Origin of the sequence: Sediminicoccus rosea (assembly GCF_033547095.1) — a bacterium.
GTDB classification, from domain to species: domain Bacteria; phylum Pseudomonadota; class Alphaproteobacteria; order Acetobacterales; family Acetobacteraceae; genus Roseococcus; species Roseococcus rosea.
Genome location: NZ_CP137852.1, coordinates 1,511,105 through 1,537,149 on the forward strand (window position 1 = coordinate 1,511,105; position 26,045 = coordinate 1,537,149).

Annotated in this window: 20 protein-coding genes and 1 tRNA gene; 17 read left to right on the top strand and 4 right to left on the bottom strand. The window is 71.2% G+C overall.

What is annotated here, in order from left to right; translation table 11 throughout:
- Position 1 precedes the first annotated feature (1 nt).
- The 4 genes from R9Z33_RS07265 to R9Z33_RS07280 are packed head-to-tail and all read left to right on the top strand — an operon-like array spanning position 2 to position 4,801.
- Complete coding sequence (locus R9Z33_RS07265) at positions 2-463, top strand: 23S rRNA (pseudouridine(1915)-N(3))-methyltransferase RlmH (protein ID WP_318650639.1); 462 nt, start codon at positions 2-4, stop codon at positions 461-463.
- 16 nt (positions 464-479) lie between these two features.
- On the top strand, positions 480-2,258 hold the full coding sequence (gene dnaG / locus R9Z33_RS07270; RefSeq protein WP_318650640.1) for a DNA primase: 1,779 nt from the start codon (positions 480-482) through the stop codon (positions 2,256-2,258).
- Positions 2,259-2,301: 43 nt separating this feature from the next.
- The gene (gene rpoD / locus R9Z33_RS07275; protein ID WP_318650641.1) at positions 2,302-4,218 is read left to right on the top strand and encodes an RNA polymerase sigma factor RpoD; all 1,917 of its coding nucleotides are present in this window, start codon (positions 2,302-2,304) and stop codon (positions 4,216-4,218) included.
- Positions 4,219-4,231: 13 nt separating this feature from the next.
- Positions 4,232-4,801, top strand: a complete 570-nt coding sequence (locus R9Z33_RS07280) for a GNAT family N-acetyltransferase (protein WP_318650642.1) — start codon at positions 4,232-4,234, stop codon at positions 4,799-4,801.
- Positions 4,802-4,865: 64 nt separating this feature from the next.
- On the opposite strand, the gene R9Z33_RS07285 is transcribed toward R9Z33_RS07280, so the two are convergent.
- The 3 genes from R9Z33_RS07285 to ppa form a co-directional block, all read right to left on the bottom strand.
- Positions 4,866-4,939 (bottom strand) — tRNA-Ile (locus R9Z33_RS07285).
- Positions 4,940-4,975: 36 nt separating this feature from the next.
- Positions 4,976-5,983: a tripartite tricarboxylate transporter substrate binding protein gene (locus R9Z33_RS07290; RefSeq protein WP_318650643.1), complete on the bottom strand. Its 1,008-nt coding sequence runs from the start codon at positions 5,981-5,983 to the stop codon at positions 4,976-4,978.
- A 79-nt stretch (positions 5,984-6,062) separates the two neighbouring features.
- Positions 6,063-6,596, bottom strand: a complete 534-nt coding sequence (gene ppa / locus R9Z33_RS07295; protein WP_318650644.1) for an inorganic diphosphatase — start codon at positions 6,594-6,596, stop codon at positions 6,063-6,065.
- Between the two features lie 166 nt (positions 6,597-6,762).
- On the opposite strand from ppa, the gene R9Z33_RS07300 reads away from it, so the two are divergent.
- Entirely contained in the window at positions 6,763-8,880 is a 2,118-nt protein-coding gene (locus R9Z33_RS07300) for a sodium-translocating pyrophosphatase (RefSeq protein WP_450104024.1), read from the top strand.
- Between the two features lie 298 nt (positions 8,881-9,178).
- Here the strand turns inward: R9Z33_RS07300 and R9Z33_RS07305 are convergent, their stop codons facing one another.
- Positions 9,179-10,345 (bottom strand): OmpA family protein, encoded by a 1,167-nt coding sequence (locus tag R9Z33_RS07305; protein WP_318650645.1) that lies wholly within the window; start codon positions 10,343-10,345, stop codon positions 9,179-9,181.
- A gap of 170 nt (positions 10,346-10,515) precedes the next feature.
- On the opposite strand from R9Z33_RS07305, the gene R9Z33_RS07310 reads away from it, so the two are divergent.
- From R9Z33_RS07310 to R9Z33_RS07365, 12 genes are all read left to right on the top strand, one after another.
- A complete protein-coding gene (locus tag R9Z33_RS07310) occupies positions 10,516-12,558 on the top strand; it encodes a protein-disulfide reductase DsbD family protein (protein WP_318650646.1) in 2,043 nt (680 codons plus the stop codon).
- 35 nt (positions 12,559-12,593) lie between these two features.
- A complete protein-coding gene (locus R9Z33_RS07315) occupies positions 12,594-14,084 on the top strand; it encodes an alpha/beta hydrolase (protein ID WP_318650647.1) in 1,491 nt (496 codons plus the stop codon).
- Between the two features lie 150 nt (positions 14,085-14,234).
- The gene (locus R9Z33_RS07320) at positions 14,235-15,317 is read left to right on the top strand and encodes an efflux RND transporter periplasmic adaptor subunit (protein ID WP_318650648.1); all 1,083 of its coding nucleotides are present in this window, start codon (positions 14,235-14,237) and stop codon (positions 15,315-15,317) included.
- Positions 15,314-18,370: an efflux RND transporter permease subunit gene (locus R9Z33_RS07325; RefSeq protein WP_318650649.1), complete on the top strand. Its 3,057-nt coding sequence runs from the start codon at positions 15,314-15,316 to the stop codon at positions 18,368-18,370. Before R9Z33_RS07320 ends, R9Z33_RS07325 begins: the two co-directional genes overlap by 4 nt.
- Positions 18,367-18,834 (top strand): Na+/H+ antiporter subunit E, encoded by a 468-nt coding sequence (locus R9Z33_RS07330; protein WP_318650650.1) that lies wholly within the window; start codon positions 18,367-18,369, stop codon positions 18,832-18,834. Before R9Z33_RS07325 ends, R9Z33_RS07330 begins: the two co-directional genes overlap by 4 nt.
- Entirely contained in the window at positions 18,827-19,090 is a 264-nt protein-coding gene (locus R9Z33_RS07335) for a monovalent cation/H+ antiporter complex subunit F (RefSeq protein ID WP_318650651.1), read from the top strand. The genes R9Z33_RS07330 and R9Z33_RS07335 overlap by 8 nt, the downstream gene beginning before the upstream one ends.
- Entirely contained in the window at positions 19,087-19,380 is a 294-nt protein-coding gene (locus R9Z33_RS07340; protein WP_318650652.1) for a monovalent cation/H(+) antiporter subunit G, read from the top strand. The genes R9Z33_RS07335 and R9Z33_RS07340 overlap by 4 nt, the downstream gene beginning before the upstream one ends.
- The gene (locus tag R9Z33_RS07345; RefSeq protein ID WP_318650653.1) at positions 19,377-20,315 is read left to right on the top strand and encodes a hydrogenase subunit MbhD domain-containing protein; all 939 of its coding nucleotides are present in this window, start codon (positions 19,377-19,379) and stop codon (positions 20,313-20,315) included. Before R9Z33_RS07340 ends, R9Z33_RS07345 begins: the two co-directional genes overlap by 4 nt.
- Positions 20,312-20,599 (top strand): NADH-quinone oxidoreductase subunit K, encoded by a 288-nt coding sequence (locus R9Z33_RS07350; protein WP_318650654.1) that lies wholly within the window; start codon positions 20,312-20,314, stop codon positions 20,597-20,599. The genes R9Z33_RS07345 and R9Z33_RS07350 overlap by 4 nt, the downstream gene beginning before the upstream one ends.
- Positions 20,599-22,074, top strand: coding sequence for a complex I subunit 5 family protein (locus tag R9Z33_RS07355; RefSeq protein WP_318650655.1), 1,476 nt, complete (start codon positions 20,599-20,601; stop codon positions 22,072-22,074). The genes R9Z33_RS07350 and R9Z33_RS07355 overlap by 1 nt, the downstream gene beginning before the upstream one ends.
- Positions 22,071-23,675 carry a complex I subunit 5 family protein gene (locus R9Z33_RS07360; RefSeq protein WP_318650656.1) on the top strand — a complete coding sequence of 535 codons (1,605 nt, stop codon included), beginning with the start codon at positions 22,071-22,073 and terminating at the stop codon, positions 23,673-23,675. The genes R9Z33_RS07355 and R9Z33_RS07360 overlap by 4 nt, the downstream gene beginning before the upstream one ends.
- Positions 23,672-26,011: an AsmA family protein gene (locus R9Z33_RS07365; RefSeq protein WP_318650657.1), complete on the top strand. Its 2,340-nt coding sequence runs from the start codon at positions 23,672-23,674 to the stop codon at positions 26,009-26,011. Before R9Z33_RS07360 ends, R9Z33_RS07365 begins: the two co-directional genes overlap by 4 nt.
- Positions 26,012-26,045: the final 34 nt, after the last annotated feature.

Here is a 26,045-nt window from a genome sequence, read left to right on the forward strand (position 1 = left end):
GGTGAAGGCCCGGCTGGTCACCATCGGCCGCTTCAAGTCCGGCGCCGAGGGCGCGCTTTTCGCGCAATACAATGCCCGGCTGCGCCCGCCGCTGGAGCTGACGGAAATCCCGGAAGCGAACGGCAGCCCCGCCGAGGCACGCCGCCGCGAGGGGGCGGCGATCCTGGCCGCCCTGCCGGCGAACGCCCTTCTGGTGGCGCTCGACCTCGGCGCCACGGCGCCGAGCAGCGAGGCGCTGGCGCAGTTGACGGAGCGTTGGGAGGCGGCGGCGCGGCCGCTCTGCTTTGCCATCGGCGGTGCGGAGGGGCTGGACCCCGCGGTGACGCAGCGCGCCGAGCACCGCCTCTCGCTCGGCCCGCTCACCTGGCCGCATCTGCTGGTGCGCGCCCTGCTGGCCGAACAGCTCTTCCGCGCGCAATGCATCCGCGCCAATCACCCCTATCACCGCGCCTGGCGGCCGTGAGATAGATCGGGGTTGCATGGCCCTCCCGCCCAACTTCCTCGATGAACTTCGCGCCCGGACGCCCATGCCGTCCCTGGTCGGACGGCGCGTGCGGCTCACGAAATCCGGGCGGAATTGGAAGGGCCTCTGCCCCTTCCATAACGAGAAATCCCCCTCCTTCTACGTCTACGACGACAGCTTCCATTGCTTCGGCTGCGGCGCGCATGGCGATGCCTTCGCCTTCATCATGCGCGCCGAGGGCGGCGGCTTCATGGAAGCGGTTGAGCGGCTGGCGGGCGAAGCCGGGCTCGAAGTCCCCAAGCCCAGCCCCGAGGCCGCCGCGCGGGAGCGCCGCGCCAAGGATCTGCACGGTGTGCTCCAGGCGGCCGAGGCCGCCTATGCCCGCCGCCTGCGCAGCCCAGAGGGGGCGGAGGGCCTCGCCTATCTCAAGCGCCGCGGCCTGACGGAGGAGACCATCGCCCGCTTCGGCCTCGGCTGGTCCGGCGCGGGGCGGGGCGCCCTGCTGGCGGAACTGCGCGAGGAGGGGATCGACCAGCGCCAGCTCATCGAGGCCGGGCTCATGCAGGAGCGCGATGAGGGGAGGGTTGTGGACCTCTTCTTCAACCGCGTGATGTTCCCCATCCGCGACCGGCGCGGCCGCACCATCAGCTTCGGCGGCCGCATCCTGGGCGATGGCCAGCCCAAATACGTGAACGGGCCGGAGACGGTGCTCTTCTCCAAGCGGCGCAACCTCTATGGCCTGGACCTGGCGCGGGAGGGCGTGTTCCGCGGCGCCCGTCTGATCGTGGCCGAGGGCTACATGGACGTGATCGCGCTGCACCAGGCGGGCTTCACCGGCGCCGTGGCGCCGCTCGGCACCGCGCTGACGGAGGAGCAGTTCCAGGCGCTCTGGCAGGTGAGCCCCGAGCCGGTGCTCTGCCTGGACGGTGATGCGGCCGGCCAGCGCGCCGCCGCCCGCGCGGCCGAGGTGGCCATGCCCCTGCTGGCGCCCGACCACACGCTGCGCTTCGTCACCTTGCCGGCGGGTGAAGACCCGGACACGCTCATCCGCCAGAAGGGCGCGCGCGGCTTCCAGTCCCTGCTGGACGCGGCGCAGCCCCTTTCAGAGGCGGTGTTCGGCCTGATCGTGGGGAACAAGCTGCCCGAGGCGCCCGAGGCGCGGGCCGCCCTGCGCAACCGGCTGACCGGGATCGCCGGCAGCATCCCGGACAAGGCGCTGGCCAGCGAGTTCCGCAGCGATTTCCTCAATCGTTTCTTTGCCTTGTCCCGCGCGCCAGGCAAGCGGGCCGCCCCCCGCCACCCCCGCCCGGTGGCCGACCCCGAGGCGATCCAGGCCGAGCGCGCGCGCATCCTGCTCGCCATCTGCGTCCATCAGCCGGAGATCTTGCGCGACGCGGAAGAGCCTCTCGCCCTGCTCGAACTGCCCGAAGGGCCCGCCCGACAGGTGAGAGATGCGCTTTTGGCGTGGATCGCAGGGGCTGAACGCCTTGACTCGGCGGAGTTGATCGCCCACCTCGCCCAGAGCGGAATGGCCACAGCCAGTCAATGGGTGCTCCGCGCTGCCGGTCTGCCTCCCGAGGCCCGCCCCGGCGCGCAACCCAAAGAGGCGCTGGACGCTTTCTGGCAGATCTATGGTTTCCTCCGGGGTGAGGCGGAGCTGGCTGAGGACGCTCGGGCAGCCCAAAGGGCGTTCGCCGCGACCAACGACATGGCCGCGCAAAATCGCCTGATCCGCCTGACCCAGGCGCTCGACGCGCTCCGGCGCGGCGAGGTGGAGGATGCCGAGGCGACATAGGGTAGGGGGACATTTTTCTCCCCGGATGCAAACGGAGTGACGCATGGCGACCAAGACGGCGAGTGGCAGCGATACGGCCGAGGCGCGTGAGGAAGCCGTTGACGGGGTGGTGCTCGACATCACCTCCGCCGCCGTCAAGAAGCTTATCGTCCGCGGCAAGGAGCGGGGTTACGTCACCTATGACGAGGTGAACGCCGCCATGCCGCAGGAGCAGGTGAGTTCCGAATTCATCGAGGACACCCTCTCCTCCCTTTCGGAAGCCGGCATCAACGTCGTCGAGGCCGAGGAATCCGAGGAAGGCGAGACCAAGGCCGCCAAGTCCGAGGATGGCGAGGAGAAGGAGGACGAGGAGGGCGGCGGCAATGTGGACGAGGAAAGCCTCGGCCGCACCGATGACCCCGTCCGGATGTATCTGCGCGAGATGGGCAGCGTCGAGCTGCTGAGCCGCGAGGGCGAGATCGCCATCGCCAAGCGCATCGAAGCCGGGCGCGACATGATGATCACGGGCCTCTGCGAGAGCCCGCTGACCTTCAAGGCCATCATCGCCTGGTATGAGGCGCTGAAGGCCGAGCCGCCCCGCATGCTGCTGCGCGACGTGATCGACCTCGAGGCCACCAACGCCGCCGACACGCCCGAGGGCGCGCCGCCCGAGCCGGAGGAATTCGAGGAAGGCGAGGAAGGCGAGGGCATGGGCCTCTCCCTCTCGGCCCTGGAAGAGAAGCTGAAGCCCGATGTGATCGCCAATTTCGAGGCGATCCAGACCATCTTCACCAAGCTGAACAAGCTCTCCTCCAAGCGGATGGACGCCTATACCTCCGGCGAGGAACTGGCCGGCCGGGGCGAGAAGAACTACGAGAAGCTGCGCCAGGAGCTCGTGCAGCTCGTCGAGAAGGTGCATCTGCACAACAACCGCATCGAGGAGCTGGTCGAGCAGCTCAAGGGCCTGAACCGCAAGCTGAACACGCTGGACGGGCAGGTGCTGCGCCTCGCTCTCGCGCAGAAGGTGAAGCGCGAGGAGTTCCTCGAGCACTGGATCGGCGCAGAGCTGGACCCGGGCTTCCTGGACCGCGTGGCCAAGCTGAAGGGCAAGGCCTGGCCGGCCTTCGCGCTGAAGGCCCGCGATGAGCTGGAGGCCGTGCGCGTCGAGATCGGCGCCATCGCCTCCGCCACCGGCCTGCCCGTCGCGGAGTTCCGCCGCGTCTACAAGACGGTCTCCGCCGGCGAGCGGGACATGAACCAGGCGAAGAAGGAGATGATCGAGGCGAACCTGCGCCTCGTGATCTCCATCGCCAAGAAATACACCAATCGTGGCCTGCAGTTCCTGGACCTGATCCAGGAGGGCAATATCGGCCTGATGAAGGCGGTGGACAAATTCGAGTACCGCCGCGGCTACAAGTTCTCGACCTACGCGACCTGGTGGATCCGCCAGGCGATCACGCGCTCGATCGCCGACCAGGCGCGGACCATCCGCATCCCGGTCCATATGATCGAGACGATCAACAAGCTGGTCCGCACCAGCCGCCAGATGCTGCACGAGATCGGCCGCGAGCCGCAGCCCGAGGAGCTGGCGGAGAAGCTCGGCATGCCGCTCGAGAAGGTGCGGAAGGTCCTGAAGATCGCAAAGGAGCCGATCTCCCTCGAAACGCCGATCGGCGACGAGGAGGATAGCCACCTGGGCGACTTCATCGAGGACAAGAACGCGATCATTCCGCTGGATGCCGCCATCCAGTCCAACCTGCGCGAGGCGACGACGCGCGTGCTGGGCAGCCTGACCCCGCGCGAGGAGCGCGTGCTGCGCATGCGCTTCGGCATCGGCATGAACACCGACCACACGCTGGAAGAGGTCGGCCAGCAGTTCAATGTGACGCGCGAGCGCATCCGCCAGATCGAGGCCAAGGCGCTGCGCAAGCTCAAGCACCCGAGCCGCTCCCGCAAGCTGCGCAGCTTCCTGGAGACCTGAGCAAGCCATGGGGATGAGGCTGGTGGAGCCGACCACCCGCATCGCGGTGGATGTGACCTTCCTGCGGATGGACCGGCGCCCGCCCGGCCCCTTCGCGCATCTGCCCTATGGCCTGAAGGTCGAGACCTGCCTGCCGCGCTGCAGCGTGGCGCATTACCGCGAGCTCTATGCCACGGTCGGCCATGACTATGTCTGGTGGCTGCGGCGCACGCTCTCCGATGCCGAGCTCGACGCCGTCCTCTCCGACCGCGCGATCAGCATCCATGTGTTGCGCGACGCGGAGGGCGACCTCGGCTTCTACGAGCTGGACCGGCGCGGCTGGCCGGTGATCAACCTCGCCTATTTCGGGCTCTATCCGCGCGCGGTTGGGCTTGGCATCGGCATGGCCTTCCTGCAGCACGCGATCCGCGCAGCCTGGGAGGAATCGCCCGTGGCGCTGACCGTAAACACCTGCACGGCGGATCACCCGCGCGCCCTGCCGAACTATGTGAAGGCTGGCTTCACCCGGCTGCGCACGGTGCGCGAGGAATGGCCCGTGCCCGATCGCCTGGGCCTGCCGATCCCGGACCGGCTGCGGATCTGAACGACGCAGGAAGGCTCAGCCTTCCTGCCCCCAGACGCCGGCGTGGCGCCGCCTTCGCGCCCCCTGCGCCCGGCAGGACTTGAACCCGCAACCAAGCCGTTATGAGCGGCCCGCTCTGACCAATTGAGCTACGGGCGCATGGGATTCCCACATGGGGCGATTCACCCGCCGGGATCAACCCTGCGTCCAGCGCCGCGCCTGCCACAGCGCGCGCAGCTCCGCATCCATCGCCAGCGCCATCGCCCGGTAATCCGCGCCCAGCACCGGCCGCAGCGGCATGGCAAGGCGCTCGGCCTCGCGCAGGAAGGCGGGGTCGGCCAGCATGGCTGTGAAGGCGGCGAGAAGCCGTTCGGTGATCTCGGGCGGCAGGCCGGCGGGGCCCACGAAGCCGCGGCTCGCGCTGCCCAGCACATCCACGCCCTGTTCGCGATAGGTCGGCAGGTCGGGCAGGCCGGGCCAGCGCGCGGCGGCGGCCTGGCCGATCCCGCGCAGCCGGCCCTCGCGCACGAAGGGCAGCGCCTCGCTCACATTCATCGCCGCCAGGTCCACCTGCCCCGAGAAGACCTGCGGCAGCATCTGGCCGATGCCCGGGAAGGGCACATGGGTCAGCCTCGCGCCCGTCGCGGCCTCGAAGCGGAACATGGTCAGGTGGTCGTCCGAGCCGATACCGGTCAGGCCATAGGTCAGCACCTCCGGCCGCGCCCGGCCGGCGGCGATCACGTCGGCCAGCGTCCGGTAGGGGCTCTCCGGCCGCACGAAAAGGGCGCAGGGGTCGTCCACCACATTGGCGAGGTAGGTGAGGTCGGCCGCGCGATAGCGCACCGGCCGCTCGATCGGGTGGGAGACGAGGCCGGGCATGGTGGTGGCGCCCAGCGCATAGCCATCGGCCGCCGCATTGGCCGCCGCCTCATGGCCGAGCTGCCCGCCGGCGCCGGGCCGGTTGACGATGACGAAGCGCGCGCCGGGCAGCAGATTGGTCAGGAAGGGGGCAACCGCGCGCGCCATCACGTCCACGCCGCCGCCGGCCGAGAAGCCCACGAAGATCTCGATCGGCCGGGCGGCGGGCCAGCCTGACTGGGCCTTGGCGGACCGGATGGCTGTGGGCCAGAGGGGCGCTGGCCAGAGGGGCGCAGGCCAGAGCGGTGCGGAGGCAAGGGCCAGGGCGGCGCGGCGGGTCGGCATGGGGCGATCCTTTGGACAGGTTGCACCCCAGCCATGCAAAATCCATGCGAGGTCCAGCAAAGGACCTCGCGGCCGGCCCTTACTTGGCGGCCTTGGCGCGCTCCACCGCTTCCAGGATCAGCTTGTGAGCCTCGGCCGCGTTGCCCCAGCCGATGATCTTCACCCACTTGCCGGGCTCCAGATCCTTGTAGTGCTCGAAGAAGTGGCGGATCTGGTCGAGCGTGATCTGCGGCAGGTCGGTCACCTCGTGCACGTTCACGTAGCGCTTCGTGAGCTTGGGCGAGGGGACGGCGATGATCTTCTCGTCATGCCCGCCATCATCCTCCATCTTCAGCACGCCGACGGGGCGGACATTGATGACGGCGCCGGGTGCGATCGGGCGGGTATTGGCCACCAGCACGTCGATCGGGTCGCCATCATCCGAGAGGGTGTGGGGCACGAAGCCGTAATTGCCGGGGTAGCGCATCGGCGTGTGCAGGAAGCGGTCCACGAAGAGCGTCCCGGCCTCCTTGTTCATCTCGTATTTGATGGGCTCGCCGCCGATGCCCACCTCGATGATCACGTTCAGGTCATGCGGCGGATTCTTGCCGATGGGGATCGCGTCGAGGTTCATCAGGGGCTCCAGAGGCCAGGGATTGGGAACAAGCCGCCCTCAAACCACAAAAACCGGCCGGAAGCGAGGGGTGCATCGGTTGCATACCTGATCCGACGCGGCCTAGGCTCCATTCCAATGGTGGCCGCCAAGCAGCCGCCGGAACGGGAAGAGAGGGACAAGATACGTGATCACAGTGACGTTGCTGCTGGTCATCCTGCTTGGGGGCGCCTCGCTCGCCTATGGCTGGATCACGACCAAGGAAATCATGGCCAAGCCCGCTGGCAATGCGCGGATGCAGGAAATCGCCCAGGCCATCCAGGAGGGCGCCTCGGCCTATCTCAAGCGCCAGTACATCACCATCGGTGCGGTCGGCGCCGTCCTCTTCGCCCTGGTCTGGGTGTTCCTGGGGGCGACGGTGGCGGTCGGCTTCCTGGTCGGTGCCGTGCTCTCGGGCCTTGCCGGCTTCATCGGCATGAACGTCTCGGTCCGCGCCAATGTGCGCACCGCCGAGGCGAGCCGCCAAGGCCTGGCCGCGGGCCTCGACCTCGCCTTCAAGTCGGGCGCCATCACCGGCATGCTGGTGGCGGGTCTCGCGCTGCTGGGGGTCGCGGTCTATTTCTTCGTGCTGGTCATCATCATGGGCCACGCGATCAACTCGCGCATCGTGATCGACAGCCTGGTGGCGCTGGGCTTCGGCGCCTCGCTCATCTCGATCTTCGCCCGTCTCGGCGGCGGTATCTTCACCAAGGGTGCGGATGTGGGTGGCGACATGGTGGGCAAGGTGGAAGCCGGCATCCCCGAGGATGACCCCCGCAATCCCGCCACCATCGCCGACAATGTGGGCGACAACGTGGGCGACTGCGCCGGCATGGCGGCCGACCTCTTCGAGACCTATGCGGTGACTGCGGTTGCCACGATGGTGCTCGCGGCCATCAGCTTCGGCGATGTGGGCCGCACGGCAGGGATGCTATTCCCGCTGGCCATCGGCGCGGTCTGCGTCATCACCTCCATCGCCGGCACCTACTATGTGAAGCTGCCGGCCAACCAGTCCATCATGGGGGCGATGTATCGCGGCCTGATGATGACGGGCGTGCTCAGCCTCGCCGTGCTGCTGCCGCTCTCCTTCATCTTCTTCGGCTTCGGCACCACGACGGCGGGCGGCCACAGCTTCGGCGCCTTCAGCCTCTGGCTCTGCGGCGCGGTCGGCCTCGGCGTAACTGCGGCCATCGTGATGATCACCGAGTACTACACGGGCACGGATTTCCGCCCCGTGAAGTCCATCGCCGAGGCGTCCCAGACGGGCCACGGCACGAACGTGATCCGCGGCCTCGCCGTCAGCATGGAAAGCACGGCGATCCCGGCGATCATCATCATCGCGGGCGTGATCTGCGCGCATTCGCTGGCCGGCCTCTACGGCATCGCGATCGCGACGACGACCATGCTGGCGCTGGCCGGCATGATCGTGGCGCTCGATGCCTTCGGCCCGGTGACGGACAATGCCGGCGGCATCGCGGAAATGGCGGGCCTGCCGCCGGAAACCCGCGTGACGACGGATGCGCTGGACGCGGTGGGCAACACCACCAAGGCGGTCACCAAGGGCTATGCGATCGGCTCGGCGGGCCTCGGCGCGCTGGTGCTCTTCGCCGCCTACACCCAGGACCTCAACTACTTCATCGCGAACCCGGCCGAGTTCCCGTATTTCGCGGGGCTGGGGACGATCGACTTCTCGCTGGCCAATCCCTACGTCGTCGTCGGCCTGCTCTTCGGCGGCCTGCTGCCCTACCTGTTCGGCGGCATGAGCATGACGGCGGTGGGCCGCGCGGCGCAGTCCGTCGTCGAGGAGGTCCGGCGTCAGTTCAAGGAGAAGCCTGGCATCATGGAGGGCACCGAGAAGCCCGACTATGCCCGCGCCGTGGACATGCTGACCAAGGCGGCGATCAAGGAGATGATCATCCCCTCGCTGCTGCCGGTGCTGAGCCCGATCGTCTGGTTCTTCCTGATCGCGGCTATCGCGGGCAAGGGCGCGGCCTTCGCGGCGCTCGGCGCCATGTTGCTGGGCGTGATCGTGACCGGCTTCTTCGTCGCCGTGTCCATGACCACCGGTGGTGGCGCCTGGGACAATGCGAAGAAGTACATCGAGGAGGGCCATTACGGCGGCAAGGGCAGCGATGCCCACAAGGCCGCCGTGACCGGCGACACCGTGGGTGACCCGTACAAGGACACCTCGGGCCCGGCGGTGAACCCGATGATCAAGATCACCAACATCGTGGCGCTGCTGCTGCTGGCGATCCTCGCGCATTAGTCCCCCGGGAAAACGCCGAAGAGGCGTTTTCCCGGTGGCCCCGGTTTGGTTCCGTTTCCTGGCAGCTTGGTTCTTCCTCCGATGGCAAAGCCATCGGAGGGTTCCGGGGGGGGATGGGCCGGGAGGGCAGAAACGAAACGGCCGGCGGATCGCTCCGCCGGCCGTTTTGCTGTCGATAGGCTGCTGGCGGCGCCGCGGTGCCCTCCGGTGGTTTGCCACCGGAGGATGGGCCCAGCGCCCCGCGAGAAACGCCAAGCCCGGGGCCCCCGCAAAAATGCCGAAGGCGTGTTTGCCGGGATTAACGCAAGACGATCTCCACCCGGCGGTTCTGCGGCTCGCGGACGCCCATGGCGGTGGGCACCAGCGGGCGCTCGAAACCGAAGCCCTGCACCGTGATCTCGTTGCGCGAGATCCCGCGCCGGACCAGCTCGCCCGCCACCGCCTCGCCGCGACGGACCGAGAGGCGCTGGTTGTAGGCAGCCGAGCCGGTGCGGTCCGCATGGCCGGAGACCTCGATGCGCGTGGAGGCGACCGTCCGCGCATTGGCCGCCGCATCAGCCACGATCTGGCGGGCGCGCTCGGTCAGGTCGGCACGATCCCAGTCGAAGAAGACCAGGTAGGTGCGCGCCGGCGCCGGGGCCGCGGCGGCCACCGGCTGCGGGGCGGGGGCCGGGCGCGGCTGGTTGAAGGCGTAGCGCAGGCCCAGCATCACCGAATGGTTCGCATCGCTCGCGCGCAGCTGGCCGCCGGCGAGGCCAAGGCCCGTCGGCCCGATCACCCGCGTGTTGAAGTCGCTCGGCTGCGTCGCGAAGTAGCGATACTCGGTCGTGATCGCGAGGCCGGGGACGGAAGGCACGGCGAAGGCCGCGCCACCAATCGCCTGGTAGGCGAACTGCCCCTCGATGGCGCGCGAGCGGATCGTGGCCCCGCCCGTGGTCGAGGCGCTGACGCCATCCCATTCGCGCCAGACATAGCCCGCGCCACCGCCGATATACGGGGTGAACCACGGCACGCCCGGGATGCGGAAATCGTAGATCAGGTTGCCCATCACGCCGTAGCTGCTCTGCGTGCCCGAGGCGGTGTTGCGCAGCCGCGCACCCGGGAAGCCGCCGATCTTGTCGAGGTCATTCTGGCGGTAGTTGCCTTCGACCTCGGCGCGCAGGCCGTTGCCGAAGCCCCAGCCGATGGCGCCCACGCCGACGAAGCCCGGCTCGAAGATGGCGCGCCCACGCCCGCCCGCGCCCACGGCGGCGAGGCCGGCGGCGAGGCTGCTGTTGCTGCGCAGCAGGCTGTTCTCCGAGAAATTCACGCCGGCGCCGGCGCCGATATAGAGGCCGGTCACGGTCTGTTGCGGCACGAGGCGCCAGTCATCGAAATAGCCCCTCGACGGGCTCTGGGCCTGGGCGAGGAGCGGGGTGCAAGCCAGTGCAGCCCCGGTCAACAGGAGGGTTTTCAGGCGGGTCATGTCATTCTCCAGACAGGGTTGCGTCTGGAAGGGCAACGCGGGAGTTCAGCGGCGGTTCCAGGCCGGGGAGCGGAACCGGCGGCCCGGTGGCATAAATGCCACACCGCCCCGCAAGGCGGCCATGCGCCGAAAGCCTTGCGGCGGGGCGCGGGATGCCCCTTCTATCCGGCATGGCGCGCGCGTTGCTCCTCCTCCTGGCCCTGATGCTGGCCCCGCTTGCGGGTTGGGCGCAGGAATCGGCCCCCGTCGCCTCACCGCGGGCGACGGTCACGCTGCTGGCCGAGCGCAGCGCCATCGCGCCCGGCGAGCCCTTCCGGCTGATGCTGCACCAGCGCCTCGCCCCCGGCTGGCACACCTATTGGCGCAACCCGGGCGATGCGGGCGCGCCGCCCGAAATCACCTTCGACTGGGCCCGCCCCGGCTGGCAGGCGGGTGAGCTGCAATTCCCGGCTCCCAGCCGCAAGCCCTTCGGCCCCTTGATGAATTTCGGCTACTCGGGCGAGGTCGGCTTCCTGATCGAGGTGACACCCCCGCCCGACCTCCGCCCCGGCGACTATGTGACGATCACGGCCGACGCCACCTGGCTGGTCTGCGCCGACATCTGCATCCCCGAGGAGGGGCGCTTCACCCTCGGCCTCGACGTCGCGGCCACCGCCGTGCCGGCGCTGGCGGAGCGGTTTCGCGCGGCGGAGGCGGCGCTGCCCCGGGCCGCGCCCTTCACCGCGCGCTTCGCCTTTGCCGGCCCGCGCGGGGCGCTCACCATCCAGGGCGCCGGCTTCTCGCCCAGCGCCGTCCGCGAGGCGAGCTTCTTCCCCGACGGGGCCGGCGTCATCGAGAATGCGCCCGAGCAGCGCCTGACCCGGCGCGAGGGCGAGATCACGCTGGACCTCATCCGCGGCCCGGCCGAGCTGCCGGCCCGCCTCTCCGGCGTGCTCACCCTGACCGACGCCGCCGGGGTGCGCGGCGCCTACCTGATCGAGGCAACGCCGGGCGGGCCCCTGCCGGCCAGCCCCCTGCCGCTCTGGCAGGTGCTGGCCTTCGCGGCGCTGGGCGGGCTGATCCTGAACCTGATGCCCTGTGTCTTCCCTGTGCTGGCCATGAAGGCGATGGCCATGGCGAAGCTGGGCGGGGCCGCACGCGGCGCGATCCGCATCGAGGCGGCCAGCTACACGGCGGGCGTGGTGCTGGCCTTCCTGGCCGTGGGCGGGCTGATGCTCGGGCTGCGCGCGGCGGGCGGCGGGGCGGGCTGGGGCTTCCAGTTTACCTACCCGGCCTTTGTCGCCGGCATGGCCTGGCTGATGCTGGCGGTGGGGCTCAATCTCTCGGGCGTCTTCCAGATTGGCGGCTCCATCGGCGCGGGGCAGGGGCTCACGGAGCGCGGCGGCGCGGTGGGCAGCTTCTTCACCGGCGTGCTCGCCGTGGTCGTCGCCACCCCCTGCACCGCGCCCTTCATGGCGACGGCGATCGGCGCGGCCCTGGTGCTGCCGGCTACGGCGACGCTCGCCATCTTCGGCGCGATGGGCCTCGGCCTTGCCTTGCCCTATGCGCTTCTTGGGGTGTTTCCCGGGGCTGGCCGCTTCCTGCCGCGCCCCGGCGCCTGGATGGAGCGGCTGCGGCAATTCCTGGCCTTTCCCATGTATGCCGCCGCCGCCTGGCTGGTCTGGGTGCTGGCGCAGCAATCGGGGCCGGATGGCGTGCTGACGGCGCTGGTGGGCGCCGTGCTCATCGCGCTCGCTGCCTGGGCCTGGGGGGTGGCGCAGCAATCCGGCCGCACGCCGCGCCGTCTGGGCGAGGCGCTGGCCCTGGCGGCCGTGCTGGGGGCGCTGGCGCTGCTGCCGCTGCTCGGCACCGCGCCGCCCGCCGCGGCCGCCGCGACCCAGGGCGAGGCCTGGTCCGCGCCTCGCCTCGCGGAACTGCGGGCCGAGGGCAAGCCGGTCTTCGTCAACCTCACCGCCGCTTGGTGCATCTCCTGTAAGGTGAATGAGCGCGTCGCGATCCATACCGATGCCGTGCAACGCGCCTTCGAGGCGGCTGGCGTGGTGCAGCTCACCGGTGACTGGACGCGGGGCGACCCCGCCATCACCACGTTGCTGCGCGAGCATGGGCGGGACGGCGTGCCGCTCTACCTGCTCTACCCGGCCGGCGGCGGCGCCCCGGTCATGCTCCCGCAGATCCTGACCGAGGGCATCCTGCTCGGCGCCCTGCGGGGCTGACGGCACGGCTGGTCCCGCCGCGCATTCCGTGGGACATGATGCGGATGCGGCGGATCGGCTCCTGGCTCTGGCGGTGGACACGGCGGCTGGCCTATGCGCTGGTGGCCGTGGTCCTGGTCATCATCGCGGTGCGCGTCGTGGACAGCCAGATGGGCCCGCCGCTCGAGCTCTGGCACACCGAGATCCCGGATGAGCCGCGCGCCGCTCAGATCAACCAGATGGACTGGGCGGCCTATCTCGCGGCCGAACGGCGCGTCTTCGCGCAGGTGGAGCGCGAGGTCACGGCGCGCATCCCGCCCGAGGCGCGCACGCCGGAGAACCGCTTCTTCGCCGAGAGCCCCATCCATCCGCCTCGCTTCGCGCAGGACTGGAACCGCTCTTTCGTACTTGAGCCGACCCTGGAGCAATTTGGGGGCCGGGCGCGCGGCGCCGTGGTGCTGATTCATGGCCTGACGGATGCGCCCTACAGCCTGCGCCATGTGGCGGAGCTTTACCGCGCCGAGGGCTTCGTGGCGCTCGGCCTGCGCGTGCCGGGCCATGGCACCGTGCCGGCCGGGCTGACCGAGGCGGTCTGGGAGGACTGGACGGCGGCCACCCGCATGGCGATGCGCGAGGCGCGGCGCCGCGCCGGCCCGGATGGCGTGGTCCATATGGTCGGCTATTCCAATGGCGGCGCCCTCTCGCTCAAGCACGCCATGGATGCGGTGGAGGATGCGAGCCTGGTCCGCCCGGACCGGGTCATCGTCGTCTCCCCCATGGTGGGGGTCTCGCCCTTCGCACGCTTCGCGGGGCTGGCCGGGCTGCCGGCCATGTTGCCGCGCTTCGCCAAGGCGGCCTGGCTCTCTGTCCTGCCGGAGTTCAACCCGTTCAAATACAACTCCTTTCCGGTGAATGCTGCGGTGCAGTCCTTCCGCCTGACGCAGGAGGTGCAGGGCCAGGTGCGGCGCCTCTCGCGCGCCGGGCGGCTCGACGGGCTGGCGCCCATCCTGGCCTTCCAGTCGCTGATGGACTTCACCGTCAGCACCCGCGCGCTGGTGGATGACTTCTTCGCCCTGCTGCCCGCGAACGGCAGCGAGCTGGTGATCTTCGACCGCAACCGCGGCACCAAGCTGAGCTTCCTGCTGCGCCCCGCCTTCGACCCCGCGGTGGAGCGCATCGTGCCCGACCCGCCGCGCAACTGGCGGCTCGCCATCATCACCAACCGCGACGAGAACAGCCTGGAGATGGTGGCCCGCGTGACGCCGGCCGGCGCCACGGAGGAGGAGGTGATCCCGCTGCCGGGCCTGCTCTACCCGCGCGATGTCTATTCCCTCTCCCATGTCGCGCTGCCCTTCCCGGAGAGCGATTCGCTCTACGGGCTGAGGCCGGAGCCCGAGGGCGAATTCGGGGTGAGCCTCGGCGCCACCGCCATCCGGGGCGAGACCGGCGTGCTGGTCATGGCGCTGGATTCGCTGGTGCGGATCAGCTGGAACCCCTTCTTCGCGCATATGGCCGGCCGCATCCGCGAGGCGCTGCCGCCGCGCTGAGCCCCCCCTTTGGGACGCGCGGCGCAGGACTGGGATGGGCGGCCGTTCCCCCGGGCCGTCAGCGGTGCGAGATTCTCGCGCCCGCGCGATGGATCGTGTTTCATGCTGCCCGCGCGCGCCCAGCCGGGTCGAACCAGACAGAGGATGCCCATGCCATTGCCACCGCCCCTCGGCCACGCCCTGCGCGCCCTGCCGCTCGCGCTGCTGGTCCTGGCCGGCTGCGAGGATGCGGCGCCGCCGCCCGCCCCCGAGATCCGCCCGGTCCGCGTCGTCGCGGCCGAGCGTAGCGCTGGGGGGGATGTGGCGAGCCTGACCGGCACGGTGCAGGCCGAGACCGAGGTGAACCTCGCCTTCCGCATTGACGGCCGGATGGTCGAGCGCCTGGTGAATGTGGGCGATGCCGTCCGCCCCGGGCAGGTCGTGGCCCGGCTGAACCGCGACAATGAGGAGAACGGGCTGCGCGCGGCCCGCGCCAACCTCGTCGCCGCGCGCGGCCAGCTGCGCGAGGCCGAGAACAACTACTGGCGCCAGGGCCAGCTGCTGCGCGAGGGCTTTACCACGCGCGTGCGCTTCGACCAGGCGGCGCAGCAGCTCCAGACCATTCGCGCCGCGGTGGATGCCGCCGAGGCGCAGGTGAGCATCGCCGAGACGCGCCTGGGCTATACCGAGCTCGTCTCCGACGTGGCGGGCCGCGTCACGCAGCGCGGTGCCGAGCCGGGCGAGGTGGTGCAGCCCGGCCGCATGATCCTTCGCATCGCCCGCAGCGAGGGGCGGGACGCGGTCTTCGACGTGCCGGCCACGCTGAAGGACCAGGCGCCGGCCAATCCGCTGATCGAGGTGAACATCACCGGCCAGCCGCAGATCCGTGCCCAGGGCCGCGTGCGCGAGGTCTCGCCCCAGGCGGACCCGGTCACCGGCACCTTCCAGGTCCGTGTGGGGCTGGCCGAGCCGCCGCCGGAAATGCGGCTGGGCTCCACCGTGACGGGCAGCCTGCGCCTTGGCGCCACGCCGGGCATTTCCATCCCCGCCTCGGCGCTGACGCGGGCCGAGCGCGGCCCGGCCGTCTGGGTGGTGGACCCGGCGAGCGAGACCGTCTCGCTGCGCGCGGTGGAGCTGGTGCGGCATGATCCGGGCCATGTGGTGGTGGGGCAGGGGCTGCAGCCCGGCGACCTGGTCGTGACGGCGGGCGTGCAGACGCTGCGCCCGGGCCAGAAGGTGCGGCTGCTGCGATGATCGGCCCCAACCTTTCCGAATGGGCGATCAACAAGCGGTCGCTCGTCATCTACTTCATGATCGTGGCGCTGATCGCGGGCGGCTTCGCCTTCTTCAAGCTCGGCCGCAACGAGGACCCGGCCTTCACCTTCCGCACCATGATCGTCTCCGCGGTCTGGCCCGGCGCCTCGATGGAGGAGACGCTCCTCCAGGTGACGGAGCGGCTGGAGCGCACCCTGCAGGAGACGCCCAATCTCGACCGGCTGCGCAGCTACAGCGTGCCGGGGCAGACGGTGATCTTCGTGGACCTCAAGGGCTCCACGCCCGCCGCCATCGTGCCGGACATGTGGTACCAGGTGCGCCGGCGCATCGCCGACATCCGCCACACTTTGCCGCAGGGCGTCGCCGGCCCCTTCTTCAACGATGATTTCGGCGACACCTTCGGGATCATCTACGGCTTCACCGCCGATGGCTTCACGCCGCGCGAATTGCGCGACTATGTCGAGGCCGCGCGGTCCCGCCTGCTGCTGGTGCCCGACGTCTCCAAGATCGAATTGCTGGGCGCGCAGGATGAGCGCGTCTTCCTCGAATTCTCGACCGAGCGCCTGGCCGGGCTCGGGCTGAACTATGGCGCCATCCTGCAGGCGCTCCAGGCACAGAACCTCGTCCGGCCCTCGGGCCTGATCGAGACGGGGCAGGAGCGGCTGGCGGTGCGCGTCTCCGGCTCCTTCGAGAGCGAGCAGGATCTGCTGGCGGTGAACTTCGTGATCGGCGAGCGCGTCTTCCGCCTGACCGACATCGCGACCATCCGCCGCGGCTTCGCCGACCCCCCGCAGCCCATGTTCCGGGTGAACGGGAAGCCGGCCATCGGGCTGGCCATCGCCATGCGCGAGGCGGGCGATATCCTGGCGCTGGGCCGCAACATCCAGGCCGCGATGGCCGACATCCGCGCGCAGCTTCCCATCGGCATCGAGGCCTCGCTGGTGGCCGACCAGGCCGTCACGGTGGATGAGGCCATCGGCGACTTCATGGAGAGCCTCTGGCAGGCCATCGTCATCATCATGGTGGCGAGCTTCCTGGCACTCGGCGTGCGCGCGGGCTCGGTGGTGGCGCTGTCCATCCCGCTGACGCTCGCCATCGTGTTTCCGGTCATGCTGCTTCTGGGCATCGACCTCCAGCGCATCTCGCTCGGCGCGCTGATCATCGCGCTGACGTTGCTGGTGGATGACGCGATGACGACGATCGACGCGATGATCCGCAGGCTCGCGGCGGGCGACAGCAAGCGCGACGCGGCGACCTTCGCCTACAAGGCGCTGGCCGCCCCCATGCTGATCGGCACGCTGGTCACCATCGCGGGCTTCCTGCCCATCGGCTTCGCGAAATCCTCGGCCGGCGAATACACCTTCACCATCTTCGCGGTGGTGGGCATCGCGCTCATCGTCTCCTGGTTCGTGGCGGTGCTGTTCGCGCCGCTGCTCGGCATGGCGATCCTGAAGAAGCCGGCGGCGGTTGCAGCCGCAGCCGAGCCGGAGAAGCAGGGCGCGGTGCTGCGCGCCTATACGGCGCTGCTGACTCTGGCGCTCAAGGCGCGCTGGGTCACCATCGCCATCACGCTCGGCGTCTTCGCCGTATCGGTCTTCGCGATGCAGTTCGTGCCGCGGCAATTCTTCCCCTCCTCGGACCGGACGGAATTGCTGGTGGACATCACGCTGCCGCAGAGCGCCTCGATCTTCGCGAGCGAGACGGCGGCGAACCGGCTGGATGCCGCGCTGGCCAATGACCCCGATGTGGAGCGCTGGAGCACCTATGTCGGCCGCGGCGCCATCCGTTTCTACCTGCCGCTGAACGTGCAGCTCGCGCTGCCCTTCTTCTCCCAGGCCGTGGTCGTGGCGAAGGATCTGCCGGCGCGCGAACGGCTGCACCTCAAGCTCGAACGCCTGATGGCCGAGCAATTCCCCGAGGCGGTGGCGCGCGTCTATCCGCTCGAGCTCGGCCCGCCCGTGGGCTGGCCGCTGCAATACCGGGTGAACGGGCCGGATGTGGAGGTGGTGCGCGACATCGCGCAGCGCGTCGCCGCCATCATGGCCGAGGCCGAGGGCTCGCGCCTCGTGCATTTCGACTGGATGGAGCCCGCGCGGCAATTGCGGGTGCGTGTGGACCAGGATGAGGCGCGGCGCCTCGGCCTGAGTTCGGCGCAGGTGGCGGCCGTGCTGAACGCGGCGCTGACCGGCACCACGGTCACGCAGCTGCGCGACGACATCTACCTGATCAACGTGGTGGCGCGCGCGACGGCGGAGGAGCGGCTTTCGCTCACCACGCTGCGCTCGATCCAGCTGCCGCTGCCGGGTGGCCGAACCGTGCCGCTCAGCCAGCTCGCCGCCTTCGACTATGAGCAGGAATACCCGCTGATCTGGCGGCGGGACCGCGTGCCGACGCTGACCGTGCGCGCCGATGTGACACCCGGCACGCTGCCGGATTCCGTGGTGGCGATCATGCAGCCGCGCATCGACGCGCTGAACGCCACGCTGCCGCGCCCCTACCGCGTGGATCTGGGCGGCATCGCGGAGGAGAGCGCGCTCTCCCAGGCCTCCGTGCTGGCGGTGGTGCCGGTGATGCTGGTGGTGATGCTGACGCTGCTGATGTTTCAGCTCGTCTCCTTCCGGCGGCTCTTCATGGTGCTGGCGCTGTTGCCGCTGGGCATCATCGGCGTGGTGCTGATGCTGCTCGCCTCGGGACGACCGCTCGGCTTTGTCGCCATCCTCGGCATCCTGGCGCTGCTCGGCATGATCGCGAAGAACGCCGTCATCCTCATCATCTCGATCGAGGATGAGCGGAAGGCCGGGGCGGAGGTGTGGGATGCGGTGGTGCGCGCCGCCTCCTCGCGCCTTCGGCCCATGATGCTGACGGCGATCTCGACGGTGTTCGGCCTCATTCCCATCGCGCCCACGGTGTTCTGGGGGCCGATGGCCTTCGCCATCATGGGCGGGCTGATGGTGGCGACGCTGCTGACGCTGGTCTTCCTGCCGACGCTCTACGTCACGATCTTCGGCGGGCGCCCGCCGGCGAAGCGATGAGCGTGGAGCGCGCGGCCCGCTTCGGCCTCTTCCTCGGGCTCTGGCTGGTGCTGGCCGGCGGTGTCGCGGGGCTGGGCTTCGGGCTGCTCGCGGCGGGTCTCGCCACCTGGGCCAGCGCGCGGCTGATGCCGGGGCGGATGCGCCTGGGCGACCCGCTGGCGGCGCTGCGGCTGCTGGGCCGAACGGCGGTGCAGACGCTGCTCGCCGGAACGGACATCGCGCGCCGCGCCTTTGCCCCCAGCATGAACCTGCGGCCGGGAATGGTGATGCATATGACGGCCTTGCCGGAGGGCACGGCACGCGATGGGTTCACCGCGCTGGCCAGCCTCGCCCCCGGCGCGCTGCCGGCCGGCAGCGAAGGTGCCGCGGTGGTGGTCCACGCGCTGGACACGCGCCTGCCCGTGGCGGCCGACCTCGGCGCGACCGAGGCGCTCTACGCCCGCGCCGGGGGGCGGCATGGCTGAGGCACTGCTGCTCGCCGCGGGGCTGATCCTGCTGGCCTCCCTCGCCGGGCTCTATCGCGCGTTGCGCGGCCCCGGTGCGGCGGATCGCATGATGGCGGCGCAGCTTCTCTGTTCCGGCGGCATCGGCGCGCTGCTGCTGGTGGCGGCCGCCACGGGCATGGCCGGCGTGGTGGATGTGGCGCTGGTGCTGGCGCTGCTCGGTGCCTTCGCCTCCGTCGCCTTCGTGCTGGCGGCGCGGGGGCTGGGCGGCCGATGAGCCTGCTGCTCACCCTGTTCAGCGGAATCGCCATCGCGGCCGGGGTGGTCTTCTTCATCGCGGGCAGCGTGGCGCTGCTGCGCTTCCCCGATCCGCTGAGCCGGCTGCATGCGCTGACCAAGGCCGACAGCCTCGGGCTCGGCCTCATCGTGCTCGGCCTGCTGCCCTGGGCGGGCGGCTGGCTTGCCGCGCTCAAGCTCATCCTGGTCTGGCTGCTCGTGCTGCTGGCGGGGGCGACGGCCACGCAACTCATCGCCGAGCGCCTGCGCCGCGAGGACCCGCCGCGGTGAGCCTGCTGCTCGATCTGCTGCTGGGCCTCGCCGTCCTCGGCGTTGCCGGCTGGACGCTCGCGGTGCGCGGAAACTTCCCGGCGGTGATCGGCTTCGTCGCCTATGGGCTCCTGCTGGCGCTCGTCTGGGTGCGGCTGGGCGCGGTGGATGTGGCGCTGACCGAGGCGGCGCTGGGGGCGGGCGCCACGGGCGTCATCCTGCTCTTCGCGGTGGTGCGGCTGCGCGGCGGTCGCGCGGAGATTGACGCGGCGACACCCGGCCCGCGCCAGCGGATCGCCGCCGGCCTCCTCTGCGCCATGGTGGGTCTCGCCCTGGCCGTGGCCGTGCTGAACCTGCCCAACCCCGCGCCGAGCCAGGCGGCGGCGGTGGCACGGCACCTGCCGGAGCTGGGCGTCGCCAATCCCGTCACCGGCGTGCTCATGGCCTATCGCGGCCTGGACACGCTGCTGGAGGCGGTGGTGCTGGTCTTCGCCGTGCTCGCCATCTGGAGCATGGCGCCCGACCGGCGCTGGGGCGCAGTGCCCGGGCCGGTGTTTCCGGTGCAGTCCAGTGGACCGGTCTCGCTGCTCGCGCGGCTGCTGCCGCCCGTCGGGATCGTCATCGGCATCTACGTCGCCTGGGTCGGCGCCGATGCCCCTGGCGGCAAGTTCCAGGGCGGCACCATCCTGGCCGCCATGGGCATCCTCACCTGGGTCGCGGGTCTCTGGCGCCTGCCGCCCGTCGCCTCGCGGGGGTTGCGCTGGGCCGTGGTGGCGGGGCCGCTCGCCTTCATCGGCGTGGGGCTGCTGGGCTTCGTCATCGCCGATGGCTTCCTCGCCTATCCGCCCGGCTTCGCGAAGCCGCTGATCCTGTTGATCGAGGCGGCAATGACGCTCTCCGTCGCGGCGGCACTGGTGCTGATGGTGGCTGGCCCGCCCGAGGGGCGGCGGGAATGATCTACGGCCTGGTCGCATCCGCCCTGGTGGCGCTCGGGCTCTATGGCCTGGTCACGCAGTCGGCGCTGCTGCGCAAGGTGCTGGCCTTCAACCTCCTGGGCGGCGGGGTCTTTCTGCTGTTCGGCGTGGTGGCCCGGCGGGGCGGGGATGCGGTGCCGGAGGCGCTGGTCATCACCGGCCTCGTCGTCGCCTTCGCGGCGACCGCGCTGGCGTTGGTGCTGGTGCTGCGCCTGTTCCAGATCACGGGTGCCGCCACCATCGCCGAAGACGAGACGCCGCGCTGATGGAGGCCACGCCCGGCGGAGCCCTCCTGGTGCTGATGCTGGTGATCCCGGTCACCGGACTGCTCATCGCCTTCGCCCAGGGCGGCCGGGCGCCCGAGCGGATCGCGCTCTGGCTCGCCCCGCTCGGTCTTGCCATGGCGGCGGTGCTGCTGGCGGGCGTACTGCATGCCAAGGCGCCCGTCATCGCCTTCGTCGGCGGCTGGGCGCCCCCGCTGGGCCTTGCGCTGCGCGCCGACGGGCTGGCCGCGGCCATGCTGATGACCACGGCCGTGATCATCGCCGCCATCATCCTCTTCGCCCGCGCCGACTACATGACGCCACCCGGCCTGCCGGAGGCGCGCGCGCCGCTCGCCTTCTGGTGCTTCCTGCTGGCGCTCTGGGCCGCGCTGAACGCGGCCTTCCTGGGGGGCGACCTGTTCAACCTCTTCGTGGCGCTGGAGATGCTGACCTTCGGCGCACTCGCGCTCGCCTGCCTCGATGGCCGCGCCACGCAGTTCAAGGCGGAACTGCGCTATCTGCTCTTCGCGCTGATCGGCTCGGTGCTCTACCTGCTCGGCACGGCACTGCTCTACGGCGCCTACGGCACGCTCGACATCCTGCTGCTCTCCCGCGCGGCGCGGGCGGATGCGCCAACCATCGTGGCGGCTTCGCTGATGACGGTGGGCCTGCTCGGCAAGATGGCGCTGTTTCCGCTGCATCTCTGGCTGCCGGCGGCGCATGCCGGCGCGCCGCCCGCCGCCAGCGCGCTGCTGTCGGGCCTCGTGGTCAAGGCCTCCTACGTCCTGCTGCTGCGGCTGTGGTTCTGGGTGATGCCTGCGGCGCTGCTGCTGGCGGTCGCCCCCATCCTGGCGCTGCTTGGCGCGGCCGCGATCCTCTTCGGCAGCGTGGTCGCGTTGCGCCAGGCGCGGCTGAAGCTGCTGGTCGCGTATTCGACCGTCGCGCAGATCGGCTACCTGTTCCTGATGTTCCCGCTGGCGGCCGGCAGCCTGGCCGAGGTCGCGGAACGCGCCTGGACCGGCGGCGCGCTGCAGGCCATCAGCCACGCCTTCGCCAAGGCGGCGATGTTCCTGGCGGCGGGCGTCATCGCGCGCGGAATGGGGCATGACCGCATCGCCGAACTGCACGGCGCGGCGCGCGTGGCACCGCTCTCGGTGCTGGCCTTCGGCCTGGCCGGCCTCTCGCTCATGGGCATCCCGCCGAGCGGCGGCTTCACCGCGAAATGGCTGCTGCTCCAGGCGGCGCTCTATGCCGGCCAATGGTGGTGGGCGCTGGTGATCGTGGCGGGCGGATTGCTGACCGGCGGCTATGTCTTCCGCGTGTTGAGCACCGCCATGCGCGCGCCTGCGCCGGATTTCGCGCCCGCCGCGCCGGTGGACGCGATGCAGGAGCGCGTGGCGCTCGGCCTCGCGGTGATCTCGGTGGTGCTCGGCCTGCTGCCGCTGGCCGCCTTCGGCCTGGTGCTGATCGGCCGATGACGCTGCTGGCCCATCTCGCGCTGCTGGCGACCATCCTGGCACCTCTCGCGCTGCTGGCGACGGCCGTGACCGAGCGCGGCCGCGCGCGCCTGCCGGGGCTGCTGGCCTTCGCACCGCTGCCGGGCCTCGCCGCCGCGCTGCTCGCCGCCGATGCGCCGCCGCTCGTCCTCTACGCAGACTGGCTGCGCCTCTCGCTCGGCCTCGATGCGCCGGGCGCGCTGCTGCTCGGGGTGGCGGCGCTGCTCTGGTCGGCCGCGGGCGCCTATGCGGGCGCCTATCTGCCGGGCGCCACGCGCTTCGCGGGCTGGTGGCTGCTGACGCTGGCGGGGAGTCTCGGCGTCTTCATCGCGGGCGACCTCGTGACCTTCTACTTCGCCTTTGCGCTGGTCAGCCTGGCCGCCTATGGCCTCGTCGTGCACGATGCCACGGCCCAGGCCCGCCGCGCGGGCGCGATCTACCTCGCCCTCGCCGTGCTGGGCGAGGTGTTCCTCCTCTTCGCCTTCGCGCTGCTGGCCGTGAATATCCCGGGCGAGAGCCTGGCCATCTCCGATGCGGTGGCGGCGCTGCCCGGCTCGCCGATGCGGGATGTGACGATCCTGCTCCTGCTCCTGCTGCTCGGCTTCGGCCTCAAGGCGGGGCTCGTGCCGCTGCATGTCTGGCTGCCGCTCGCGCATCCCGCGGCCCCCATGCCGGCCTCGGCGGTGCTGAGCGGGGCCATCATCAAGGCGGGCATCATCGGGCTGATCCGCTTCCTGCCGATGGAGGGTGGCATTCCGGCCTGGGGCGAGGTGCTGGGCCTGCTCGGCTTTGCCACGGCCTTCTATGGCGTGGCGCTCGGGATCACGCAGCGCAATCCCAAGACCGTCCTCGCCTATTCCAGCGTGAGCCAGATGGGCGTGGTGATGGCGGCGCTCGGCTTCGGGCTGGCGGCGGGCGATGCCGGAACGCCGCTCGCCGCCGCGCAATACGCTTCGCACCATGTGCTGGCCAAGGGCGCGCTCTTCCTCGGCGTCGGCGTGGCGCTGGCGACCGGTGCGCGGCGCTGGCCCTGGGTGCTGGCTCCCGTCCTGCTGCTGGTGCTGAGCTTTGGCGGCCTGCCCTTCACCGGCGGCGCGCTGGCCAAGGAGGCGACAAAGGCGCAACTTGGGGCCGGGCTGCTGGGCTGGCTCTCGGCCCTTTCGGCAGCGGGGACGACCATGTTGATGCTGCATTTCGCCGCCCGGCTGCGGGGCGGTTCCGCACCGGAGCCGGAGGCAAGCGCTCCTCTCGGCCTCATCCTGCCCTTCGCGGGGATGACGGCGGCCGCCCTGCTGCTGCCATGGTGGCTCTACCCGGCCCCGGTGAAGTTCTGGCCGGCGCTCTGGCCGGTGCTGCTGGGCGCGCTCGGCTTCCTCGCCCTGCGCGCCGTGGATGCGCGGCTGCCGCGGCCGCCGGAAGGCGATGTCCTGGTCTTCGCCGAGCGCGCCGCGACTCGCCTCGCACCTCCGCTGGCCGCCCGTGCCGCCCGGATCGAGACCGCGCTGCGGGCCTGGCCGAGCGCCGGTCTCGCTCTGCTCGGCCTCGCCGTCCTGCTCGGCCTCACCATGGCACTGGCCGCATGAGGCGCTGGTGGCTCTGGGGGCTCGGCGTCCTCCTGCTGCTTCTCCTGGCGAGCCCCTTCGCGCTGCGCATGGCGCTGGAACGCGGCGCGCTCACCGCTTCGCTGGACGCAGCGCTGGAACGCGCCACCGGGCGGGCGGTCACGCTGGGCCCCATCGCGCTCCGGCTCAGCCTGCCGCCGCAGGTAACGGTGCAGGATGTGCGTGTCGCCAACCTGCCCGGCATGCAGGCGCCGGACTTCGCGCGCATTGGCCGGCTGGAGGTCACGTTGGCGTTGCGCGCGCTGCTGGATGGCCGGGTGGACATCCTGGAGCTTCGCCTCGCCGAGGCCGAGCTCTGGCTGGAGCGCGATGCCGCTGGCGTGGCCAATTGGCGCTTCGGCGGCGAGGGTGGCGGTGGCGCCGGCACCATGCCCGGCCTGGTCCGCATCGAATCCTCCCGGCTGCATCCGCCCGATGGGCTGCCCGGCCCGATCGGCATCGAGAGCCTGACCGTGCGTCGCGAGGGCAATCTCACTCTGCAAGGCCGCATCCGGTTGCGCGACGAGGTGATGCGGGTGGAGGCCAGCCTGGATGCCGCCGCCGCGGCGCGCGCCAGCCTCGCGGGTGATGGCTTCCGCCTGGGGGCCGAGGGGCGCGTGGCCGAGAGCCTCGCCGATCCCGCCTGGAACCTGGCGCTGACGGCCGATGTCGTCTCGCCCGCGCGGCTCATGGCGCTGCTCGGCAGTGACGCGGTGCTGCCGGCGCTGGGCCCGCTCACCGGCACGGCGCGGCTCGGGCCGGCGGGGCGCCTTGCCGATCTGCGGGTCACGGCCGGCGCCTCTGAGCCCTGGGCCGGGCTGAAGCTCAGCCAGGCCGTGCTGTCGGCCTCGGCGCTGGATCAGGCCATGCAGCTCAGCCTCCAGGGCGAGCGCGGTGGCGTCCGGCTTGGCGCCGAGTTCTCGCTGCCGCCGCCGCTGCGCGCCTTCACCACCAGCGCGCCGATGCCGGTGACGGCGCGGATGACCGCCGGGCCGGCGCGCCTGACCGCGCGCGGTGCCTTCACCTGGAGCGACCCGCTGGGCGCAGCGCCCTTCGACGTCACGCTCTCCGCCCCGCAACTCGCCCCGCTTGGCCGGCTGCTTGGCTTCGAGTTGCCGGCGCTGCGGCAGGTCGAGGCGCAGGGGCGGCTTTCGCGTGCCGGCGCCGCCGCGCTGCGCTGGGATGCGGCCCGGCTCCAGGCCACCGGGCTCGCCGCCACGGGCGCGATCACCATCGGCTGGGGCGGCCGGCCCAACGTCCAGGGCAGCCTTCAATTCGCCAATCTCGACCTCGGCGCGGCGCTGCCTGCCGCCCCGGCGCCGCCGCGCCTGCCGGGCCGCGTGATCCCGGACGTCCCCCTGCCGGTGGCGGCCTTGCGCGGCTTCGACGCCACGCTCGACCTCACGGCCGACCGGCTGGAGGCGGCGGGCCTCACCTGGCGGGGCCTGCGCAGCCGCGTCACCCTGGCGGCCGGCCGGCTGGAGCTGGCGGATTTCGCCATCACCTCGCCGGGCGGGTCGCTGGGCGGGCGGATCGGCTGGGATGTGGCGCACACGCCGCCGCGCGCCACCGTCGCGCTCCGCTCCGGCGGGCATGGCCTCGACATCGCGGCGATCCGGCGCGAGCTGGGGGCCGGCATCGGCGTGCAGGGGCCGGTCGAGGTCGCGCTCGACCTGCGGGGCGAGGGCGCCACCACCCGCGCGCTGGCGGCGAGCGTCAGCGGCGCCCTGGGCCTCGCCATGGTGGAGGGACGCCTCTCGCGCGCGGGGATGTTCCAGATCGGGCCGGACCTGACGCGCATCCTGCTGATGGGCCGTGCACCGCCCGAAGGCGTGGAGATCCGTTGCTTCGCCCTCAGCTTCGCCGCCGAGGCGGGGCTGCTGCGTAGCGAGGCGCTGCTGTTGGAGAGTTCGGCCGGGCGCATCACCGGCAGCCTCGCCGTCAACCTCCGCAACGAGACGCTGGCGGCGCAGCTGCGCCCCGACCTGCGCGTCTTCGGCGCGACGATGCGCGCGCCGGTCGGCATCGGCGGCACGCTGGCGGCGCCGCGCGTGGGCGTCGAGCCTGGCCAGGCGCTGGCGCAAGTGGTGGGCGATACGGTGGCGAACCGCCTCTGGCGGAGCAGCACGGTGGAATGGTTGCGCGGCGACACGGGCGAGGAGGATTGCCCGGCGCAGCTCCGTCAGGCACGGCTCGGCCGGGCCGGGCGTGAACCGGCGGCCGCGCCCACCGTCATCCCGCTGGTTCCGCGCGAGTTGCAGGCGCCCGTGCAGGAGGTGTTCCGCGGCCTGGGCGGCCTGCTGGGCGGCCGGCGCTAGGGTCTCGCCCGTGCCGAGAGGATGATTCAGCGCA

Excerpts from the sequence above, each read along its gene's own strand:
- dnaG (WP_318650640.1), top strand. The coding sequence starts at position 480 with ATGGCCCTCCCGCCCAACTTCCTCGATGAACTTCGCGCCCGGACGCCC.
- rpoD (WP_318650641.1), top strand. The coding sequence starts at position 2,302 with ATGGCGACCAAGACGGCGAGTGGCAGCGATACGGCCGAGGCGCGTGAG.
- R9Z33_RS07280 (WP_318650642.1), top strand. The coding sequence starts at position 4,232 with ATGAGGCTGGTGGAGCCGACCACCCGCATCGCGGTGGATGTGACCTTC.
- R9Z33_RS07290 (WP_318650643.1), bottom strand. The coding sequence starts at position 5,983 with ATGCCGACCCGCCGCGCCGCCCTGGCCCTTGCCTCCGCACCGCTCTGG.
- ppa (WP_318650644.1), bottom strand. The coding sequence starts at position 6,596 with ATGAACCTCGACGCGATCCCCATCGGCAAGAATCCGCCGCATGACCTG.
- R9Z33_RS07305 (WP_318650645.1), bottom strand. The coding sequence starts at position 10,345 with ATGACCCGCCTGAAAACCCTCCTGTTGACCGGGGCTGCACTGGCTTGC.
- R9Z33_RS07310 (WP_318650646.1), top strand. The coding sequence starts at position 10,516 with ATGGCGCGCGCGTTGCTCCTCCTCCTGGCCCTGATGCTGGCCCCGCTT.
- R9Z33_RS07315 (WP_318650647.1), top strand. The coding sequence starts at position 12,594 with ATGATGCGGATGCGGCGGATCGGCTCCTGGCTCTGGCGGTGGACACGG.
- R9Z33_RS07320 (WP_318650648.1), top strand. The coding sequence starts at position 14,235 with ATGCCATTGCCACCGCCCCTCGGCCACGCCCTGCGCGCCCTGCCGCTC.
- R9Z33_RS07325 (WP_318650649.1), top strand. The coding sequence starts at position 15,314 with ATGATCGGCCCCAACCTTTCCGAATGGGCGATCAACAAGCGGTCGCTC.
- R9Z33_RS07330 (WP_318650650.1), top strand. The coding sequence starts at position 18,367 with ATGAGCGTGGAGCGCGCGGCCCGCTTCGGCCTCTTCCTCGGGCTCTGG.
- R9Z33_RS07335 (WP_318650651.1), top strand. The coding sequence starts at position 18,827 with ATGGCTGAGGCACTGCTGCTCGCCGCGGGGCTGATCCTGCTGGCCTCC.
- R9Z33_RS07340 (WP_318650652.1), top strand. The coding sequence starts at position 19,087 with ATGAGCCTGCTGCTCACCCTGTTCAGCGGAATCGCCATCGCGGCCGGG.
- R9Z33_RS07350 (WP_318650654.1), top strand. The coding sequence starts at position 20,312 with ATGATCTACGGCCTGGTCGCATCCGCCCTGGTGGCGCTCGGGCTCTAT.
- R9Z33_RS07355 (WP_318650655.1), top strand. The coding sequence starts at position 20,599 with ATGGAGGCCACGCCCGGCGGAGCCCTCCTGGTGCTGATGCTGGTGATC.
- R9Z33_RS07360 (WP_318650656.1), top strand. The coding sequence starts at position 22,071 with ATGACGCTGCTGGCCCATCTCGCGCTGCTGGCGACCATCCTGGCACCT.
- R9Z33_RS07365 (WP_318650657.1), top strand. The coding sequence starts at position 23,672 with ATGAGGCGCTGGTGGCTCTGGGGGCTCGGCGTCCTCCTGCTGCTTCTC.